Genomic DNA, 19,266 nt, shown 5'->3' on the forward strand with positions numbered 1-19,266 from the left:
CTGCCCTCTGAGCGCTCCCCAGCGTGGCGTTCCTGAGCATGGTTTCCCCCTAGATAAGTTGATGACTGGCTGCGTTGTTGCCAAGTGCCGCCACGTCCTCGGCCGAATAGAGGCCTCGGATCAAATGGTCATTGCGGTTTTCGCCTACATTTGTCTTCACCAGTGCCTGGCCCTGGCTGCCCGGGATGATCGGGAAGTGGTGCGGTACGGTGCCGACCTGCCGGACCGCGATGCCGGCGCGTAGCGCCACCCAGTGCAGCCAGATGTCGTCAGCACCGGGGCAGACGGAGAGGAAACCGTCGCCGCGGCGCTTGAGCTCCTCGAGCATCGCGGGCGGATAGATCACCCCGGACACTCCAGGGGCAAAATTGGCCGGCCTGGCGGCCGTGTCACGGGCCCTGGCCCACGTGGCGTAGTCAGCCACCCGGTCCCCCGCGACACCCATGATGCTGATCCAGTGGCCGCTGATGGCTTCAGGGTGCCGCCGGTTGGCGGCCACCAGCCGGGCCAGCCAGTCCCGCGGGTAGACGACGTCGTCGTCGGACGTCACCATTGGCGCAGTGTGCCGCTCTTGGGATTGCACGTACGGGTAGTACTTGGTGTGCGGTCCGTAGTTGGAGGTGAGCAGGATTTCCAGGCCCCGGCGTTCCAGCCGCCGCAGCGACTCCGGCCGCGTCTCAAACTGCTCGGGAGACTGCAGCCACAGCAGCAGGCGTTGCGGCCGGACCCTGCCCCGGGCAATCGACTCGAGGGCGACCGTCACCGTGTTGATCCGGTCGCCATAAGTCGTCATTGAGACGACGACCGGGGCTGAGCCCGTGGCCGGACCATGGGCCACCAAATTTTTCAGGCGGAAATACACCAGGGCGAAGCCGGCGTGCAGCCGCTTCGCCCCCTTCTTGACCCGGCGGGCCGCGGTGCGGAGCAGCCTCAGCGAAGACTGGCTCTCGGGTGCGGTTGTCATGGCGTGCCTCCTTCCGGTCTGTCCGTGCGGAATGATCTGTGGTGTTTCCCGGCGCGCCTCCGAGGTGCCGGCGCTCACGCCGGCGCCGTTCCGGCGAAGGTGGCGATGGGCGTCTCGGCCTCAAGGTTGAAGTGGATCTCCACCTTGTCCCGCGCGTCGAGGGGCACCGCGAAGATGAACACGCCTGCACCGCTTTCGCCGGGAGCCACGCTGGCCGGGAAAGCCGTGGGGTCCGGCCCGCTGAGCTGGCTGGCCGGCTGCTCGTCATCGCCGTAGCTGATGTCAACCACCGCCCGGTCCAGCGGGAGGGCCGCGGCGGTGTCGTTGAGCACGGTGACCTTGAACCTGATCGCCGGGCCTGCCACTTCCCCGATGCCTGCGGCGACCCCCTGGACCGCCGTCATTTCCGTGATGGTCGCGGAGACCCCGCCCCTGACGGCCTTCCTGGACGTGAGATCCACAGCTGCGGCAACAGGTTGCGCAATCGTCGCGAGCTCCTGGTCCGATTTTCCCTTCCGGTCAACCGGAGCCGGATCCGGCCCGGCCGGCGCTGGCGGGTCCGCCGGCGCCGCAGGAGACTCGGCGGGCGGGGCCGCCCCCGGATTCGTGGGGCCTGGCTCCGTGGGCGTCACGACGTCCGGCGTCGCCGGGCCCGGTGCCGTGGCCGGCGCGATGGCCGCGGCGCCCGCCGGCCTGCCGGCCTGCGCACCGCTTGCCCGGGGATCCCCCGCCAGACCGGAGACCAGGGCCACGCAGCCAAGGGCCAGCAGCGCCGATACCCCGATCGAAGTGGCCACGAACCGGCCGCGGCGCCCCTTGTCCCCTGCCATTCGTGACGGAGACATTCCCGACGGTGTCTTTCCTGACGGTGTCTGTCCTGGCTTCATCGTTCCGGCCCTCCACCGGCCGTGGCCGTGGCCAGTTCCGCCGGGGCGGTGGAAAGTTCACGGAACCACTTGATCGACGCCAGGACCAGGAAGGCCGCCGTTGCCGCGAAGATCAACGTATAGACGGTAAGAAACAGCGGGATGATGCCATAGACGGCAAAGGAGAGGCAGAGAACGCCGTAGTCCATCGGGACTACCAGCACCGAGCGGATCCAGGAACGCCCCTGCGTTGCGGCCACGGAAGCCCTCCCTGCCTGGCGTCGCAACTGTTCCGTCAGGATCATGCTGAAGAACAGCACGGCGGACACGACGGCCGCCCCCAGCGGCACGAGCAGCCACCAGTGCTCGACGACGCCAAAGCGATAGAGCCCGACGGCGAGCGCCAAGGGCATGGCCGAGGTCTTGACGGCGTCGACCATGTGGTCCAGCCATTCCCCGGCGGGGGACCCGGTGCCCTGCATTCTCGCGACCTGGCCGTCGGCCGAGTCGAACGCGTAGCCGGTCACGAGGCACAGGGCCACGCCGATACCCACGGCGCCCGAGGGCGGAAACAGCATCAGCAGGGCAATCCCGGTGAAGGTGAAGATCGCACTGATCGCGGTGATGGTGTTGGGACTCATCCCGAGCCGCCAGGCGGCCGCCGCGAGTAGCCGGCCAAGCCGGCGGTTGACGTAGCGCGAATAGGCAGGCGCGCCGCGGGCGGCCGTCTTCTGTGCGGCGGCCAGATCCTTGACCGTGCCCCAGTAGCCCGCGGAGCGGGACCCGGCGGGGATCCCTGAGTCGACGGCAGTCATTGTCCGGCCCCCAGGCTCTGTGAGGCGCCGGAGAACGCCTGGGAGACTTTGCGCGGCGCCGGGCGCGGTGCACGGGCCCGCGACCGGGCCAGGTCCAGGGACAGCTGTTCATAGCCGTCCGTGACCAGGTCCCAGTTGTAGCGGCGCACCAGCTGGCGCGCGTTCTCGCCCCTGGCCCGGGCATCCGAGGATGGCAGCTCCGCTTCCGCGGCCAGCCGGGCCACGTCCTGCGGGTCCGCGAAGTACCGTCCGCAGGATTCAAGCACCTCCCGGTTGAATCCGACGTCGAAGGCGTTGGTCGCGGTGCCCGAGCCGGCGGCCCGCAGGAGCGAAGGGTTGGTGCCGCCGACGGAGTGGCCGTGCCAGTACACCTTGGCGTTCGCGTACAGCTGGTCCAGCAGTTCCTGGTCCCAGAGGCCCCCGACGAAGCGGACCCTGGCGTCCGCGAGCTCATGGACCTGCCGGGTGTAGCGGTCCGAGTACGGGGCGGAGCCCACCACGATCAGGGGCAGCTTGGCGGTGCTTCGCGTGAAGCCTTCGACGATCAGGTGGACGTTGTTTTCGGGCTCGAACCGTGCCACCACGAGGTGGTAGCCCTGCGGCTCAAGACCGAGCTGCGCGAGTTTGTCGGAGTGGCCCTTCTCCAGCAGCGGTGCCCCGTACGCGAGGTACACCGTGTCGGCGTCGAACTTCTGCCGGTAGTAGTCCTGGATTCCGACGGCGTCGGCGATCAGGGCGTCGGACCAGATCACGGCGAGTTTTTCCACCGACTGGTAGTACTTCCGGCCGGCCCGGCCCCACTTGGCGCGCTGCCATTCGAGCCCGTCCACGTGGGTGGCCACCGGGATGCCTGCCATCCGGATGACCGGAAGGTACGGGGCGTTCGCCGCATTGAAGACGATGGCCGCGTCGGGGCGGTGCCGGAGCATATGGGCAACGGACAGGCCGGTATGGCTCAGCGTCTCCAGGGACCGTCTGCGCATCGCCGCGAGATGGACAAGGTCCATCCCGAGGTGCTGGGCCGGCTTCTGGGTTCCCTCGCCCATGTCCCGGCAGTAAACGGTCACCTTGTGGCCACGGAGTACGAGGCGCTGCCCGATTTCCTCGATGGCGGTTTCGAATCCGCCGTATCGGGCGGGAACTCCCCGCGTTCCGACCATGGCGATGTGCAGCCCGCTCATCTCCGGGCCCCCTGCCGGCGGAGGGCCGGTTCAGGGGACTGGCTGATCAGCTCCAGGGCGGTCCGCAGGGCGGAACTGGAGGTGTGCACGGTGTACGGGAAGTAGACGACCTCAACTCCCACGGCGCCGAAGGCTTTTTCCAGCCGTTCGCCTTGTGGGGTGCCCTTCCAGTCGTCACCTTTGAAGAAGACGTTGAACCGCAGTTCCTCCCAGACCTGGAGCTTGTCCGGGACGAGCTCCGCAAAGGCCTTGTCCACGTAGCCGATGTTGCCGACAATCTCCATCCGCTCGGCCAGCGGGACCAGGGGCAACCTGCCCTTGACCCGTTCCAGCATTTCGTCTGATACGACCCCCGCAATCAGGAAGTCACATTGGCTTTTGGCGTGCTTGAGGATGTTGAGATGCCCGATGTGGAATAGATCAAAAGCCCCCGGCGCATATCCAATTTTGAGACCCATTTTTTCCTGTTACCTTCCCATTGGACGCTGGCCCAGTACCAGCGTTTAGTAAGCCCCCACCGGATTGAGGATGACCCTGAGGGTTCGCCACAGAATCATGATGTCTCCGGTCAAGGACCAGTTCTCCACGTAGTAGAGGTCCCAGCGGACGCTCTCTTCCCAGCCCAGATTTGATCGTCCGTTGATCTGCCACAGTCCGGTGATGCCCGGCTTGATCAGAAGCCGCCGGCATACATCGCCTTCATATCCCTCAACCTCACCAGGCAGCTGGGGCCGCGGCCCCACCAGGGACATATCGCCCTTCAGGACGTTCCAGAATTGCGGCAGCTCGTCCAGCGAATACTTCCGGAGCCAGCGTCCGCACCTGGTGACCCGCGGGTCGTTCTTCAGCTTGAACAGCAGGCCCGCGCCTTCGTTCAGGGCCTTGAGTTCCGCGAGGTCTTCTTCGGCCGACTGGACCATGGAACGGAACTTGACCATCTTGAACCGCTCGCCGTTCCGGCCGACCCGCTCCTGGTGGAAGAACACCGGCCCTTTGCTGTCCCGGGCAATGACCCAGGCCAGGGTGCAGAGCAGCGGAGACAGGAGCAGCAAGGCGACGGAGGAGGCCAGGATGTCGACGAGGCGCTTGAGGGTGTGCTTGCCTCCGCTGAACTGGGGCAGCTCCACGTGCATGAGCGGCAAGCCCTCCACGGGGCGCCAGTGGATCCTTGGACCCGCGACGTCGGTCAGGCTCGATGCGAGGACGAGCCCGGCCTGCGTGCCTTCCAATGCCCAGCCCAGCTGACGGATGGACCGGGTGCCGCCCTCCAGCCGCCCGGCGACAACCACTGCGTTCGCGCCGGTCTCGGCCACCTTTCCGGCCACCGAGCCAACATCGCACAGCACCGGGACCCGGCGTGCGGAGATCTGCAGGTGGCTTTCCGTATAGCCCGCCGGGAGCGCCGCCCCGACGACCTCATAGGCCGCTCCGGAAACCTTGCCGAACTGGCGGATCACATACTCGACGTCGCCGGGCTCCCCCACCACAATCACCTTCGAGAGGTAATGGCCGTAGTGCCGCTGCCGGTTCAGCCAGGCCCGCCATTGCCAGCGGTTGACCAGGAGCAGCAGGGCTCCCCCGGGGAGCGCCAGGGCAAAGTGGCTTCGGACCACGTCGATGCCCAGGAGGAGAACGAGAATTGCGATGCCGCCGAAGACGCCCAGCGTGGCGTCCAGGACCCTCTTGTATTCCTCGGAGCCGATGCCCAGTACCTTCTCGTCCCGGGTGCGGTGCACTTCCAGGGCCAGGACCCACACCAGCAGGATGCCGACGCTGATGGCGACGTAGGAGCCGCCGACCGCCGGCCGGGCCAAAATCGGTGTGCCGGGTTCGAAGTGGAAAGCATAGGCGGCGGCGATGGCGATGGCCACAATGGCGGTGTCCGTGGCCCTGAGCCAGCGGCGGTAGCGTTTGGCCCAGGACTTCCCCGAGTCAACCCGTGCTGCCGGGAAATCATGTTCGATACTCCACGGCTGGCCGAGGGTCCCGGCAGCCAGGGCCGGGGCGGGGCGGCGGATCCCGCGGCTGCCCCTTGAGCGATATCCCCCGCGGCGCTCATCTACCGCGCTCATCCCGCTTCCACGCCTTTGCGTGGTGCAGACCGTTTAAGGGAGCCGGCGGCGGCTGGGGGGAGAGCCTCGGTCTCAGAAGGCTCTGACGCCGCCGGCTCCGACCTTGGCGCCCGGCTGCCGGTTACGGCACCGTGCGATTCCAATGAAGGAGTTCGGTGAAGGGAGGTTTTGACGCGACCACTTCCAATGGTGGCAGCGACTTCATCAGCAATCAAGATGAAGTTCGTGGCCAGACCATGTTGCCGGTTGTGCCCGCGGTCGATCACCGCCCTGAAGTTACTCATTTTGAGACCTTTGTGAGTTGTTCCTGGGACTGACTCAAGTCAACCGCCAAGGCCCCCGTAGCACACGCGTAGCATTTACGCGACTTCTATTGCGCTATCCGGGGTGCCACTACCTAGGGGTACTCCCGCGGGGCTTTCGGGTCACTCGTGCTGTACGCGGAAGCGTCTCCGGCTGCCGCCCGGTCAGGAGTGGCGGGCCCGATCGAGGAGTTCCAACCGCCCGGTGACCCCGAGCTTGGCAAAAATCCTGGACAGGTGTCCCTCCACGGTCCGCTGGGATACGCAAAGCCCGGTGGCAATGTCAGCGTTCGTGGACCCGCCGGATACCAGTTCAAGGATTTCCGATTCCCGCACCGTCAGCCCGCTGTCGGCTTCGCCCCGGACGATGTCCAGGTGCGGAGACATGCCGGCGGCAACCAACCGGCGATGCACCCGGCGCTGCACCGCGGTGAGCCGCCGGCGCTCGGGATCGTGCTCAAGGAACACCGCGGCCTGCTGGGCTGCTTCAAGTGCCAGCAGCAGATGGCCCGCGTCCAGCGCGTCATCACTGATCCCGATCAGTTCGGTTACATCCGTTGCGGCAACGGCACGGGCAAAGGCCTCCAGCAGCCTCGCCTCGGGCCCTTCGACGGCGCTGCTGCTCGCGGCGAGCGCCTGCGCACTCCCGGCATTTCCGCTCCGGAGGGCGAGCCGCCTGATGTCGGTTTCGACGCCCCTCAGGCCTTGTTGCCGCGCCTCGTCTGCCAGCTGGACCAGCCCGTTCCGGCCGCCGCGATCGATCCCCGTGGCCAGTTCCGCCGCGCTGCAGTACGCTTCCGCCAGCAACCGAAGGGTCCTCGGTTCCCGGTAGACAGACGTCCGGAAGGCCCGCGACTGCTCGTCAGCCTCGCCGGGACGCCCCACGGCGGCAGCGGCGTACGCGGCGGCGGAGTGCGCAAACGGCAGGACATTCAGCGGGTCCGCGATCAGTAGTTCCTCCACGCCCAGCAGCAACTCGGCGCGGCTTTCCGGCATCCGGCCCTGGCGCAGCCGGGAGAAGCCTCTCAGCAGGTGGAGCATGCCTCCGCTGAACAGGAGGCGGGTGGGGTGGCGTGCGGCGTAATTGTCCAGCACCGCTGCCAGTTCGTCCCATGCCGCGGCCCGGATCAGGTTCAGGCAATGGCGCTCGACCAGGTCCTCATAGACGAGCGGAAGAGCCACGGCTGCGCGTTGGGCGCCCTGCCAGGCCTCCCGGTCCAGCCGCAGCCCCGGCACCAGCCGTCCTTGGGCGGTCCACAGTTCCGCCAGGAGCGACAGGGCTGGAACGCGGATTTCCGGAATGGCCACAGCGGCGTCGGCGAGTTCCCTCACGCTGGCCTCAAAAGCCGGGAACTGCCCCTCCCAGCTGCTGTTCATGATTGCCGCGGCCATGCCTGCGGCGGGGGACTGCGTCCACAGGGGCCCGCCTTGGGCCGGCCCTGCCTCATCCGCGGAGGCTTCGGCTGATTCGCGCCGCAGCTCCGGGGATAACCCGGGGCGCCCGAGCCGCGCGGCCAGCAGCGCGGCCAGATAGGAGGAACGCCCGTAGCGCAGCGGCTGGGCCGATTTCAGGTAGCCAGCGGCCGCCTCCCGCCTGCCGAGCATGAAGCTGGAATAGGCAAGCTGGACTCCGGCGTCCGGGAGGAACGCCTCGTCCCGGACGGCCCCGGCAGCCCTGGCCGCGGTCGCCGCGTCCAGGGCCACGTTGGATGACACGGCCGCCTGCAGCAACTCCCCGGGCGGGACGCAGGCTCCGCAGTCCAGGGACCATCGCAGCTGATTCAGAAGCGTTTCCGGACGGACGGCGGGGGCCAGGGGAAAGGCCAGAACGCTGCTCCGCAAATCCGCGCTCCGGCCGGCAGGGACCCGGCGGCGGATGATTTCGCCCACAAACGGGTTCGCCGGCAGCACGATGCGCTCATGGCCCGGGGAGATGCTGATCAATCCGGCCGTTTCCAGTGCGTCGACGGCCCTGGGGCTGCTGAAGCGGAGGATCTGGCCCAGCGAAAGTGGCCCCGCGAGGGCAATGATGGCGGCCGCGGTCTTCTCCTCGGGCGTCATGAAGCGGAACTGCAGGTCCACGACATCGGCAGCCGGCACGGCGCCCAGATCGGGCGCTGAGAGGAGGAACCAGACACCGCGTCGAAGTCCCAAGGCCCCGCTCGCACGCGAGTGTTCAAGCAGTGACCGGAGCATCAGCGGGTTGCCCCCGGCCACATCGTAGAACAGCGCACTGACCCACGGGGAGACGTCCGCCCGCAGTACCTGTTCGCACAGTTGATGGACCCCGACCCGGCTGAGCGGGGCAAGGTCAAACTTCGCGAGGATTCCGTCATCCCAGAGGGCCAGGAATTCCTCCGGAATCATCGTACCGGGCCGGCTCGTGGCCAGCATCCGCGCAGCACCGGTGGCGACGGCCCGGGCCAGCAGCTGGGTGGTCCCCCGGTCCAGGCACTGGGCGTCGTCGATCACGAAAAGCGGCGGGGCCGGCTCGGACCTGAGGCTTCCTGTCAGCTCTGCCAGGACGGCGGCGTACGAGTCGAGTTCATGGTCGGGAAGTGCCGACAGGTAGGGTGCGAGGGCTCCGAAGGGTACCGCCGCCAATGCCCGGGTAGCCGGCAGACGGACCACCGTCGCCCGGGGTCTCAGCTCGCGGAGTACCGCCCTGGACACCGCGGTCTTTCCGATTCCCGCGCTTCCTACGATGATTGCGCCGGATCTGGTGTCGTCGCGCAGGCAACGCACCACATCCTTGATCAGGCCGGAGTGCCCGATCAGCCCGGCGGTGTCAGCCAGGCTTTCCATTTCCGGTTCCTCCCGCCGGCCCGGGCTTCGCGCGGGGAGTCCTGGGGGTGTGGCCGGGGTCAGCCGAGTCGTGCGCTGTCCGCCGGTGTGGAGATGACATCTTTGAGTTCCGATCTGCTGGCCACATGCAGCTTCGAGTAGACCTGGTAAAGGTGGCCCTCCACCGTGCGGACCGAAACGTGCATCTGCTCCGCTATTTTGCGGTTGGAGGTTCCGGCGGCGGCCCTGACCGCCACTTCGCACTCCCTGGCGGTCAGCGTCGACGTGGTCAGCGAATGCAGGCCATTCTTGGGGCTGCCGAACCTGTCATCGAGCGACTGCTGGGCTCGTTGCGCGGTCCTCAGTGCGATCCGGTTTCCGGCGTCGTTGGCGTAGCTGACGGCCTTGCGGGCCACATCCCGCGCGAAAACGGCGTTCCCTGCGGCCTCGGCCTCCTTGGAGGCAGCCAGCACCAGCTCGCTGTCAGATTCCTTCATGCCCTCGGCCAACCGGGTGCACAAGCCCGCGAACTGCCCGTCGACCCCGTTGCCAAGGCTGCCCAGCTTCTGGCTTACCTGGCGGTCGCCGAGCCTGGCCGCCGCGGACAGGAAGAGGAGCGCCGGAGCCAGCGCCGATGCTGCCGCATCGCCGTCTGCCTCTGCGGCGAGCGCGCGGATTGCCGTCGCACGCTGGCCGAGTTCGGCGAGCGCGCTGAGCTCGAAATACCGGGTCAGGCGGGCCACGAGCCAGGCGGCAGGAGTCCGCAGTTGTGCCAGTTCTGCCAGCAGGAGGCCGGCGTTCTCCTCATCCCCCTGCAGGCCTGCGGCGTAGGCGCAGGCTGCCATGGCGAGGCCGCCGAGGGCATCAGGATCCTGGGCCCTCAGCTGCCACATGCCGGCCCGGAGCCGTGGCAGGGCCTCGTCAAGGAGCCCGGCATGAAGGTCGATGACGCCCTGCCCGATCTCGAACATCCCGCCCAGACGTGCCTGTGTGTCCCCCGTCCCGTAGGTTTCGGCCAGGAAGACGGACGCCTCCCGGAACTTCACGGAAAGCAGCATCAGGAGCAGGAAACGGCTCCTGACCTCGCGCATGGACCTGTCGGCAAGGCGGACAGTTCCGGCCGCTGCGAGTATCTGCTTGCCCAGGTCGAAGGCGCCGGCTACATTCCCGGTGACCGCCATGGCCTCGCAGCGCAGGCTGGCGGTCACGATGTTTGCCTCGCTGCCCAGATCGCCGGTGTCCGCGCCCTCGGTCAGGGCAAGGACGTCCCGGTAGCGGCCTTCGAAAACAGCCAGTTCGGCCTCGGCACGGCGCAACCGCTCCCGGGCCGAAGCCGCCGCGCCGCCTGGCCCTTCAGGCTGGGCGGAAAGGCGTTCTCCGATGGCCTCCAGCCTGCCTCTGGCCTGGGCAACCGTGGCGGCACTGCGCTTGTCCAGTTCCGCGCGCAGGAGCTGCAACGAGGTCCATTCTGCCAGCGGCAGCCCGTCGGAGCCTGCCTGATCGAGCAGGTGGAGGATCCGGCGCGCCGACTCATCGTTGTTCACCAGGATGTGGGCCCGGGCCGACTCAATGGCCACTCCGGCGGTGGCTTCGCGGCCTTCAATCTCCTGGATAAACCTCAATGCCGCGGCCGGGTCCGAGGTGCTGTTCGCCGTACGCGCCGCGGCCAGGGCGACGTCGGTGCTCACCTGCTCGCCGCAGTCCAGGGCCCAGGCGACGCCGATCGAACCTCCGGCATCCTCAAGGTCCGAATCCTGCAGTACGGCTGTCAGCCGGCGGCGCAGTTCAGCGCTTCGTCCGGGAGGGACCACGCTGGCGACGATTCCGGCCGTGACCGGATTGATGATGCTGACCATCGGCGGATGGTCATGGCTGACCTGGATCAGGGCACGTTCCTGCAGGGTATCCATGTCCTCGGGGTTGGCGATGCTCATGAGGGTCTGCAGCGGGACAGCGCCGGCCAGCGCCAGGAGTTCAAAGACGTCGCGCTGGCCCGAGCTGAGCCGGTTCAGCCGGGCTTTCACGACATCCCGGATCTCCCCGGTCAATGCGATCGGCCCGTGGCCCAGCACCCACACACCGTCCTGGCGGACCACCGTTCCGAGCTTGATCTGTTCCCTGGCCAGGGAGTGCAGGAAGAGGGCGTTTCCTCCGCTGGCGTTCCACAGGGTCCGGGCAGCCGTGAGGGAAAACCGGCCGCCGTACTCGTGGTTGAGCGTTGCCGCGGTCTCTGTGAAGTCGAACGGGCCCAGATCCATCCGCCTGAGGAGGTCGTCCTTCCACAGACCCATGATGTCCCCGCCTATATGGGGCAGGTCCACGCAGGCGGCCAGCAGGGTGACATGCGCTCCGGCGCTGAGCTGGGCGACCATCATGCTGGAGAGCTCGTCGAGGTCATGGGCGTTATCCACGAAGAGGACAGTGCTTCGCCCCTGCGATTTTGTGTGGAGCAGTTGGGTCAGTCCCCGGAGCACCATCAGCGGGTGCTCAAGGTGGGAAGCGTCGAGGTCGTTCAGGAGGACGCTCAGGGCGCCGTAGGGAAGTTTGGAGGAAATGGAGCTGCCCCGGACCTGGACCACCAGGTAGTCCTCGCCAAGCTGTTCCAAAGCCCGCTGCGCAATGAAGGATTTCCCCGCCCCGTGGTCCCCCACGAGGACGACGCCGCAGCCTGAGCCTGACGTCAGCGTCTCGACGACGTCAGCCACAATCTGCTGGCGCGTGAAGGGTTTGTCATACCGTCCCTGTGGGAGCCGGTGTGCTGGTGAAGCTGCGTCTGTTCTGCCGCTACCCGCAGGCATGCCGGCGTCTTGCTGAAACATGAGTGAGACCTTCGCAATCAAAGTTTGACCAGTGATACGTCCACGTTATGGACTATGCCAAAATTACGGATGCGTAAGTAGTACTCGATTCGACGGCGGGTATTCGTCCCGGGCCTACGTGGCTGTACTCAGATAGCCCGCGGGCCCCGACCAAGTAGTCGGCGGACCGCATCAAGTGTCCGTGGCCGTAGCGTCCTCCGGGACGGCAAGGACTGCCGGCCGGGCAGCCGGGCGGAACGGCCAGCCGGAGGCTATGCTCCGTTTCCGTTTCCGGCAATCCCCGGGAGTTGCTCGCGCCCCTTGACGTTGAGCTTGGCGTAGCTCCGGTACAGGTGGCCCTCGACCGTCCGGACGGACACCTGGAGCTCGGCGGCGATCTGCCGGTCGCTCAGGCCGCGCACCGCCAGGGCCACGATGCCGCGCTCGCGCCGGGTCAGGATTCCGAGCGGGTCTTCGGACTCTGCCGCATCCCCGCCGGCCCGGTTGTCGGCGCGTTCCAGGCAGCGCTTCCGCTGCCCGCTCGCCATCCGTTCCCTCAACGTGTCGCCGGCGGCCCGGTAGGCATGGGACGCGGCATCATAGGCGAGGGCCGCGAAGCCCCACAGCTCGGCAGCTTCGCAGCTCTTCGCGGCCTCCAGATGGTCCGCTGCCTGGTCCGTGCTGATGGCGCCCGCATAATCGCAGATAGCTGCTGCCCTCGGGCCTTCCAGCCCGGGCTTGAGCTCCAGCAGCCGTGCCGCCGAATCACGGTCGCCCAGGGCGAGGCAGAAGGCGAGCGCGTCGAGCTCAAGCCCTCCGGTGTCTTTGCCGGGATCGGGACGTCCCATGCTCCTAAGCTCTGCCGCTGCACCCGGGTAGTTGCCCAGGCGGGCCTTGCCGTAGACGACTGCCATCCGGGACAGGGTACGCAGGTACCGGGAGACAGCCGCGGGTGCGGATTCGTAATCTGCCAGCAACAGTGCGGCCTTCTCCTTGGCGCCCACCTCCGCGGCAGCGGCGAAGGCCATGGCGGCTGTCAGCGCGAAGAGCTGCCGGGGATCCGTCAGGCGCAACGCTTCCAGCGCGGCGCTCAGGGTGTCCAGCGCCTGGCTGGCCTTCCCCTGGTACAGCAGGATGATTCCGCGCGCCGCGTGCACTCCCCCGCCGAACGAAATCAGGACCGGCCCGGATCCGGCGGCGAAGCCCGCCAGGAGGGTCTGGGCCGCCTGCCAGTCACCGCCATGGATGGCTGCCGCCGCCGAGCGGACGACGAGGAAATCCGTGAGGTCAAACATTTCACCGTCCAGGGCGCCTGCGGCCTGAATGCCGGCTGCGGCGTCCAGGGCCTTGGACGCCTCCGCGAACGCACTGACCGGCTTTCCCCGGACGAGGAGCCGTTCCGCTTCCAGGGACAGCCGGAATGCCGCTTCGAGGCAGTTGGCCGGCGGTGCCGGTGGTGCCGGCGGTGCCGGCGCATCTTCCTCGTACTCGCCCGCCAGGGAAAGGACCATGCTGCGCATGGCCGCCAGGCGTTCGTTCACGGCCGCCAGAATGCTCCCGGCGTCCGCCGGGTAGTCTTTGGCCAGCTGTTCCCCGGCGCGCAGGAGCGCCCCGGCCCGTTGCATGATCTCCGCCGGGGTGTGGCCCAGCGCGGAAAGCACAGCCGCCCACAGCAGGGATCCCGCCAGCAGGCTGGCAACCGTGTTGCCCCGGCCAAAATCAGCCGCCAGGATGTCCAGGGCCGCGGCGTAATCGGACGTGTTGTAGTGGGTCCGTGCCACCACGGACCGCGCCTGCATCGCCAGCTCCGGGTCCTTGACCAGGGAAGCTGCCTTGCGCGCCAGTTCGTCGTCATGGAACCTGCTGGCCAGGACGGCGGCCCGGAGCAGCTGGCGGTCCTCGACGTCGGCTCCGCATTCCATCGACCAGCTCACGTGGCGCAGCAGCCCTTCGGCCGAGACTGGCTCATGGTCCATCAGGCGCAGAAGGCTCTGCCGGAGCTGAAGGCTCCGGGCAGGGGAAATCAGGTTCCGCAGCGTATCCCCGTACACGGCGTGCCACAGCCGCAGTTCCGGCTGAGGGGCAGCCGACACCCGGACCAGCTCGTGTTCGATCAGTGCCGCCACCGGGTCTTCACCGACCACAGCTTCGATCAGTTCGCGGGGCACCGGCTCCGCGAGGGCAACCAGGTTCAGGGCCTGCCGCTCGTCCGGCGAGCGCCGGAGCAGCTGCCTTCGCACGACGTCCGTGAGGCGGTCGCCGTGACTGTTCAGTTGCCGCGTGAACAGCCACACTCCGTTGCGCTGGCGGAGCGTTCCGTCGTTCCGGGCGTCAGCAATCAGGCCATTGAGCAGCAGCGGGTTGCCGCCGGACGCCTCCCAGAGGACTTCCGCGACGGTGGGCAGCACCCGCGGACCCAGTTCGAGGTCAAGCATCTCCGTCGTCTGGGCCAGGGTCAGCGGCCGCAGGTCGTGCCGTTCGGCGATGCCTTCAAACCACAGCTGCAGGAGCGGTTCCGGCAGGCCTGGACGGGCGGCCGCCCCCACGAGGAGTTTCGCCCAGCCGGCGGCGGCGAGTTCGGCAAGGATCCCTGCCGTCGCCTCGTCCAGGTCATGGGCGTCGTCGACAATGAGCAGCAGGGGCTTCTGGGTGGCGTGTTTCTCTGCCTCCAGACGGGACCACAGCGTTCGGAGGACGGCCAGTTGCGACGTCGCCTCCTGTACCGGGAGGCCGACGATGAAGGGTCCGAGTACGCCGTAGGGAACATTGGTCAGCGAGGGGCTCCCATGGATGCGGATGGCCGTGACCTCGGGACCGAGCACGGCCACGATGGTTTCCATGAGCGTGGACTTGCCGATGCCGCTGTCCCCGAGCAGGAAGACGGCCACGTGGGTCCCGCCCTGGATGGCAGCAAGCGCCGACTGCAGGTCATCCGTCCGTCCGGTCAGGGCGGGGGACGGCTCAGTCCGGTCAGCGGCCGCGCGGGTCCTAGATGAGTCCAAGCAGATCACTTCGCGAGGATACTCCGAGTTTTGTGAACACCTGATACAAATGACCCTCCACCGTCCGCACGGATATCCCGATATCCAGGGCGATGTCCTTGTTGGACACCCCGTTGCCTGCAAGGGTTGCGATTTGCCGCTCCCGCTCGGTCAGCAGCGGACCTTTGTTCCGCGGCACGACGGGCAGGGCCGGAACGGTCTCCGACAGGCTTTCGAGCATGTTGTAGGCCGCGTTGGCGCTGCCGGTCTGGCCTGCGGCCTTGGCAAAGTCAAAGGCCAGGGCGGCGCAGCGCGCCTGGACGGTGTCGAGTTCCAGGGAGGCCGCCAGTTCGGCGGCTTCGAGCATGATTGATGCGTCCTTCTTCCTGCTGCCGATGGCGACGATCCGGGACAGCTCAGCAAGGGGACCCTGCCGGAGACCGGCGATCTCCTCCATGAAGTGGAAGTCCTTGGCGGTGCCGTTGACGGTGGCGCCGAGCATGCAGATGCCGGCGAGGGTGTAGCGGCCCTGCCGGAAGTGCTGTTCGGCCGACCGCACGAGCCGTTCCCTCGCTTCCGGGTCTCCCAGCCACCGGGATGCCATGTCCAGGCAGAATTCGGCGGAGGTGCCGACCGTGAACCGGGCGGCCCCGTCTGCGGACCGGGCACGGTCCAGGTAGACCGCCGCCTGGATCGAGTTGCCCGTCTGGGCGTAGGCGAAGGCGGTGGCGGCGTAGGCCTGCCGCAGCGAGTGCAGGCTCGACCGGACCTCAAGCTGGGCGATAGCGGCCAGCAGCGGGTCCAGCGCCATGTAGCCGCGGCCTGCGTAGACGAGGGCGACACCGACTGCGAGGTCCGTCGCGGCGCTGCCGGAATGCAGCCCGTGGCCGGCACGGCCGCTGGCGTCCTTGAGCATGTCGATGCTCTGGTGCCAGAGTCCGGACATGAGCAGGACGTTGTAGGACCGCCAGGCGAAATTTTCCCGGATCCGCGGGACGTTGGACCATTCGCCCAGCTGGCCGCCGATTTCACGCATCAGCCGGCGGGCGTCGAGTTCCCTGCCCGTCATGCACAGCGCTTCCATCAGGATGATCGAGGACCTGAGCCGGTGGACGGGATCGACGGCGTCAACGCCGGCCGCGGCCGCCGTGCGGAGCCGTTCCATCATGGGCTGGTAATCCCCGATGAAGGACAGGTAGTTGAATTCGCAGAGGTCCAGGCACCGCGACGCCCGGGAGAGCTCGTCCACGGCGGCGGCGGGTTCGTTCCTGCTGAGTTCGTCCAACCGCGCCCGTGCCTGCCCGATCAGTTCGGGGACCTTGCCGGAGCGGTCCGCCAGCCACGCCATGCAGTCGGCTTTCGCCGCCACAAATTCGGCAAACGCTCCCGCCGTGAGGGCGTCGATCTGCGCCGCCGTGACATCGTCCAGAGCCGACATCGCCTGCAGGGGCAGACCCAGCTGCAGGTAGGCGGACGATTTCTGCAGCTGCCCCTCTGCCCACTCCCGGTCCCCCGGGGTCAGGCTGCTGGCGCATTTGAGTGCGAACTTGGGGTCAAAGAGTCTGACGGCGGCGCTGGCCGCGGCCAGCGCATGGGCGGGTGCGAGCTGGGCCTCGCAGTCATGCGTCCATGCCGCGTAGGCGAGCAGGTCTTCCACGGTCAGCTCGGCAAGCTCGTGCTGCTGGTGTCCTGGGACCTTGTCCCGCAGCTCCAGCCGGCGTTCGACGCTGAGCCAGTTGCGGACGATGTCACCGAGGTATCGGTCGCCGAGCGTGACGAAGTGGCGGTCGGTCCGGTCGACGACGATCTGGCCCGCGTCCTCCATGTCCGCGATGATGTCCGGGCTGTACATCTTCGCGAGCCGGGACAGGGACATGGTCCGGGCGCAGGAAAGAACTTCGATGACCTCCCGTGCCACGGGCGTCTCGCGGGCATACCTCGCCCTGACAATGTCTTCCAGGGCGGTGCGCCCGTCCAGGACCACCTCGTCGACGAGGGTCCACACCGATCCGGACAAAACGAGGTTTCCGCGTTCGATCTGTTCGGAAACAACCGCCTGCAGCAGGGTGGGGCTGCCGCCGACCAGCTGGTGCATCTGGCTGGCCAGCGCGCTCGACACCCGGTGCCCGAGGGCGGCCTGCAGGACCTCCAGGGTTTCAACCTCGGTCAGGTTGGCGAGCCGGACCTCAGCCAGCTGTCCTGACGTGATGAGCCAGTAGAAGTCGGGGGGAAGATCAGCGGTGCGCTGGGCCGTTGCTATCAGCCGTGCGGTCCGGGTCTGGAGCAGGTTCAGCAGCACACCGGTGCTCAGCTCGTCCAGGGTGGCGGCATTGTCCAGCAGGATGACGCACCTTCGTCCCGCGGCGTCGCTGTGGATCAGGGAGGTTATTCCATGCAGGATGGCCGTCGGCGATCCGAGGGAACTCTGCGGCAGCCGCGCAAGGATGAACGCAAGGCATCCATACGGGGTGGCGGCGCCGGGGCCAGAGCTGCGGAGCTGGAGAGTGTAGATATCCGGGCCCAAACCCGCGAGGGCTGTCCTGCCGACGAGTGATTTGCCGACGCCGCGGTCACCGGTGATGACGACGCCCATCCGGTCCTCCGCGAGGAGTGCCGTCCGGACCCGGTCGGCGTCGGCGTTGCGCGCGAGACCGGACCACCTGTGCCTGTTGACCGGACCGGCAGCGTGTTCTTCTTCGGCGGGTGCCAATGAAATGGAAACATCCCCCCAGCCCAGCGAATCCCTCGACATCTAGTTTCCTTCATACTGCTTTGCGGCCAGTAAACCCCAGGCTGTCCGCTTAGAAGTAGCATCCCTATCCCCCGACATGAGAGTAGACAGATCATAGCCGGAATGCCGGACGCTTGGAAAGGAATGTCACCGACCCCCTCCGTCCGTGAAGCTGCCGGTCCGCGAAGCGGCGCTGCCGCAGGCCCTGCCGCAGGGTCCTGCTAGGGGGCCTTCGCGGGGTGGAATTTCTGCTGGGCGGCCGGCAGGCCTTCCCGGACCAGGGCCTCGACGGCGTCCGCTGCGGAGCCGAGGAGGAAAGGCAGTTCCTTCTTCTCGGGGCCGGAGAAATCCCGCAGGACGTAGTCCGCGGTGTCCATCCGGCCCGGCGGACGCCCGACGCCTACCCTCACGCGGAGGTAGTCCTTCGTGGCCAGGGCCCTGGAAATGTCCCGCAGCCCGTTGTGCCCGCCTTCACCGCCGCCGATTTTGAGTTTCACGGTGTCGAAGGGGATGTCGATCTCGTCATGCACGGCGATGACATGGCCGGGATCGATGTCGTAGAAATTCGCCAGGGCCGAGACAGGGCCGCCGGACACGTTCATGTAGCACACCGGCTTGGCGAGCACGACCCGGGGCCCGCCGATGCCGAGCCGTCCTTCGAGGACCTGCGCCCGCGATTTGTGGGACTTGAAGCGGCCGCCGGCCCGGGCGGCAAGTTCGTCGAGGACCATCTGTCCGACGTTGTGGCGGTTGTGGCTGTAGTCGGGTCCCGGGTTGCCAAGGCCTACGATCAGCCAGGTGTCGGTCATGGGTCGGTCCTTCTGGGGTCCAGGTCTGCCGCCGGCGGCGGAGACGGCGGCGGAGACGGCGGCCAGCCGGGTGGCGAAGACAACGGCGGCCGGGCCCCCAAGAGGGACCCGGCCGCCGGAGGATCCGCCGGAACTACCCTGCTGCAGCCTCGGAGGAAGCGGCTTCGGCCTCTTCTTCAGCGGCCTCGGAGATGTTGACGACGAGGGACTCGGCGTCGGCCAGGAGGACGGCGCCCTTGGGCAGGACCAGGTCCGAGGCGTAGATGTGCTCGCCGGCGGAACGGCCTTCGATGCTCACCTCGATGGCGGTCGGCAGGTGGGTTGCCTCGGCCTCGAGCGAGATGACGGTCATTTCCTGGTTGAAGACGCTGCCGGGGGCAAGTTCGCCGGTCAGGTGAACGGGAATGTCAACCGTGACCTTTTCGCCCGTGCGGACGGTCAGGAGGTCGAGGTGCTCGATGATCTGCTTGATCGGATCGCGCTGGATGTCCTTGACCAGGGCAAGGTGCTCTTCGCCGTTGATCTCCAGGGACAGCAGGGCGTTGGCGACGCGGACGGCAAGGGTCGTGGACTTGGCCGGCAGGGTGATGTGGATCGGCTCTGCGCCGTGGCCGTAGATGACGGCCGGGATCAGGCCGGCCATGCGTGCGCGGCGGGCATAGCCCTTGCCGAATTCGGTGCGGACTTCTGCTGCGAGCTTCTGCTCAGACATGTGTATCTCCTCATGGACGGTACGGTGTTCAGCAAGGGCGGAGGTCTGTTTGCGACCTTCAACGCCGGGTGGCCGTACGGCCGCCCTTCCGAAGGGAGATTCAGACCCAGTCGATAACGGAGACCAGCATTCCGGTTTCCCGTGTATACGGTGTCCCGGTGCTCTCCCTCGCCAAGGTATCGGAACGAGTTTACCAGCGCCGGGCCCGGTTCCTGAAACCGGGCCCGGTCCGGACCAAAGTAACTTCGGAC

General features: G+C 67.5%; 13 protein-coding genes. 1 reads left to right on the forward strand and 12 read right to left on the reverse strand.

The window, feature by feature from the left end; translation table 11 throughout:
- Positions 1-49: 49 nt before the first annotated feature.
- The 6 genes from ACQCSZ_RS13520 to ACQCSZ_RS13545 form a co-directional block, all read right to left on the reverse strand.
- On the reverse strand, positions 50-964 hold the full coding sequence (locus ACQCSZ_RS13520; protein ID WP_427004284.1) for a hypothetical protein: 915 nt from the start codon (positions 962-964) through the stop codon (positions 50-52).
- Between the two features lie 74 nt (positions 965-1,038).
- Entirely contained in the window at positions 1,039-1,809 is a 771-nt protein-coding gene (locus ACQCSZ_RS13525; protein WP_427004285.1) for a hypothetical protein, read from the reverse strand.
- A gap of 38 nt (positions 1,810-1,847) precedes the next feature.
- The gene (locus tag ACQCSZ_RS13530; RefSeq protein ID WP_427004286.1) at positions 1,848-2,645 is read right to left on the reverse strand and encodes a CDP-alcohol phosphatidyltransferase family protein; all 798 of its coding nucleotides are present in this window, start codon (positions 2,643-2,645) and stop codon (positions 1,848-1,850) included.
- On the reverse strand, positions 2,642-3,826 hold the full coding sequence (locus ACQCSZ_RS13535; protein WP_427004287.1) for a DUF1972 domain-containing protein: 1,185 nt from the start codon (positions 3,824-3,826) through the stop codon (positions 2,642-2,644). Before ACQCSZ_RS13535 ends, ACQCSZ_RS13530 begins: the two co-directional genes overlap by 4 nt.
- The gene (locus ACQCSZ_RS13540) at positions 3,823-4,284 is read right to left on the reverse strand and encodes an adenylyltransferase/cytidyltransferase family protein (protein WP_427004288.1); all 462 of its coding nucleotides are present in this window, start codon (positions 4,282-4,284) and stop codon (positions 3,823-3,825) included. The genes ACQCSZ_RS13535 and ACQCSZ_RS13540 overlap by 4 nt, the downstream gene beginning before the upstream one ends.
- A gap of 45 nt (positions 4,285-4,329) precedes the next feature.
- Positions 4,330-5,898 (reverse strand): sugar transferase, encoded by a 1,569-nt coding sequence (locus tag ACQCSZ_RS13545; protein WP_427004289.1) that lies wholly within the window; start codon positions 5,896-5,898, stop codon positions 4,330-4,332.
- Between the two features lie 155 nt (positions 5,899-6,053).
- Here ACQCSZ_RS13545 and ACQCSZ_RS13550 point away from each other — a divergent pair, with 155 nt between their 5' ends.
- A complete protein-coding gene (locus ACQCSZ_RS13550; protein WP_427004290.1) occupies positions 6,054-6,215 on the forward strand; it encodes a hypothetical protein in 162 nt (53 codons plus the stop codon).
- A 150-nt stretch (positions 6,216-6,365) separates the two neighbouring features.
- Here ACQCSZ_RS13550 and ACQCSZ_RS13555 read toward each other — a convergent pair whose 3' ends face one another.
- The 6 genes from ACQCSZ_RS13555 to ACQCSZ_RS13580 all read right to left on the reverse strand — a co-directional run bounded on the left by ACQCSZ_RS13555 (position 6,366) and on the right by ACQCSZ_RS13580 (position 19,015).
- Positions 6,366-9,005: a helix-turn-helix transcriptional regulator gene (locus ACQCSZ_RS13555; protein WP_427004291.1), complete on the reverse strand. Its 2,640-nt coding sequence runs from the start codon at positions 9,003-9,005 to the stop codon at positions 6,366-6,368.
- Between the two features lie 59 nt (positions 9,006-9,064).
- Complete coding sequence (locus ACQCSZ_RS13560) at positions 9,065-11,803, reverse strand: LuxR C-terminal-related transcriptional regulator (protein WP_427004292.1); 2,739 nt, start codon at positions 11,801-11,803, stop codon at positions 9,065-9,067.
- Between the two features lie 251 nt (positions 11,804-12,054).
- Positions 12,055-14,784 (reverse strand): LuxR C-terminal-related transcriptional regulator, encoded by a 2,730-nt coding sequence (locus tag ACQCSZ_RS13565; RefSeq protein ID WP_427004293.1) that lies wholly within the window; start codon positions 14,782-14,784, stop codon positions 12,055-12,057.
- Positions 14,771-17,515 carry a LuxR C-terminal-related transcriptional regulator gene (locus ACQCSZ_RS13570; protein ID WP_427004294.1) on the reverse strand — a complete coding sequence of 915 codons (2,745 nt, stop codon included), beginning with the start codon at positions 17,513-17,515 and terminating at the stop codon, positions 14,771-14,773. Before ACQCSZ_RS13570 ends, ACQCSZ_RS13565 begins: the two co-directional genes overlap by 14 nt.
- Positions 17,516-17,715: 200 nt before the next feature.
- Entirely contained in the window at positions 17,716-18,303 is a 588-nt protein-coding gene (gene pth / locus ACQCSZ_RS13575; RefSeq protein WP_427004295.1) for an aminoacyl-tRNA hydrolase, read from the reverse strand.
- Between the two features lie 133 nt (positions 18,304-18,436).
- Positions 18,437-19,015, reverse strand: coding sequence for a 50S ribosomal protein L25/general stress protein Ctc (locus ACQCSZ_RS13580; RefSeq protein ID WP_427004296.1), 579 nt, complete (start codon positions 19,013-19,015; stop codon positions 18,437-18,439).
- Between the last annotated feature and the right edge of the window lie 251 nt (positions 19,016-19,266).

This window comes from Pseudarthrobacter sp. H2 (assembly GCF_050157045.1).
Lineage (GTDB): Bacteria > Actinomycetota > Actinomycetes > Actinomycetales > Micrococcaceae > Arthrobacter.

Coding starts and splice junctions, on each gene's coding strand:
- ACQCSZ_RS13520 (WP_427004284.1), bottom strand. CDS start 964: ATGACAACCGCACCCGAGAGCCAGTCTTCGCTGAGGCTGCTCCGCACC.
- ACQCSZ_RS13525 (WP_427004285.1), bottom strand. CDS start 1,809: ATGTCTCCGTCACGAATGGCAGGGGACAAGGGGCGCCGCGGCCGGTTC.
- ACQCSZ_RS13530 (WP_427004286.1), bottom strand. CDS start 2,645: ATGACTGCCGTCGACTCAGGGATCCCCGCCGGGTCCCGCTCCGCGGGC.
- ACQCSZ_RS13535 (WP_427004287.1), bottom strand. CDS start 3,826: ATGAGCGGGCTGCACATCGCCATGGTCGGAACGCGGGGAGTTCCCGCC.
- ACQCSZ_RS13540 (WP_427004288.1), bottom strand. CDS start 4,284: ATGGGTCTCAAAATTGGATATGCGCCGGGGGCTTTTGATCTATTCCAC.
- ACQCSZ_RS13545 (WP_427004289.1), bottom strand. CDS start 5,898: ATGAGCGCGGTAGATGAGCGCCGCGGGGGATATCGCTCAAGGGGCAGC.
- ACQCSZ_RS13555 (WP_427004291.1), bottom strand. CDS start 9,005: ATGGAAAGCCTGGCTGACACCGCCGGGCTGATCGGGCACTCCGGCCTG.
- ACQCSZ_RS13560 (WP_427004292.1), bottom strand. CDS start 11,803: ATGTTTCAGCAAGACGCCGGCATGCCTGCGGGTAGCGGCAGAACAGAC.
- ACQCSZ_RS13570 (WP_427004294.1), bottom strand. CDS start 17,515: ATGTCGAGGGATTCGCTGGGCTGGGGGGATGTTTCCATTTCATTGGCA.
- pth (WP_427004295.1), bottom strand. CDS start 18,303: ATGACCGACACCTGGCTGATCGTAGGCCTTGGCAACCCGGGACCCGAC.
- ACQCSZ_RS13580 (WP_427004296.1), bottom strand. CDS start 19,015: ATGTCTGAGCAGAAGCTCGCAGCAGAAGTCCGCACCGAATTCGGCAAG.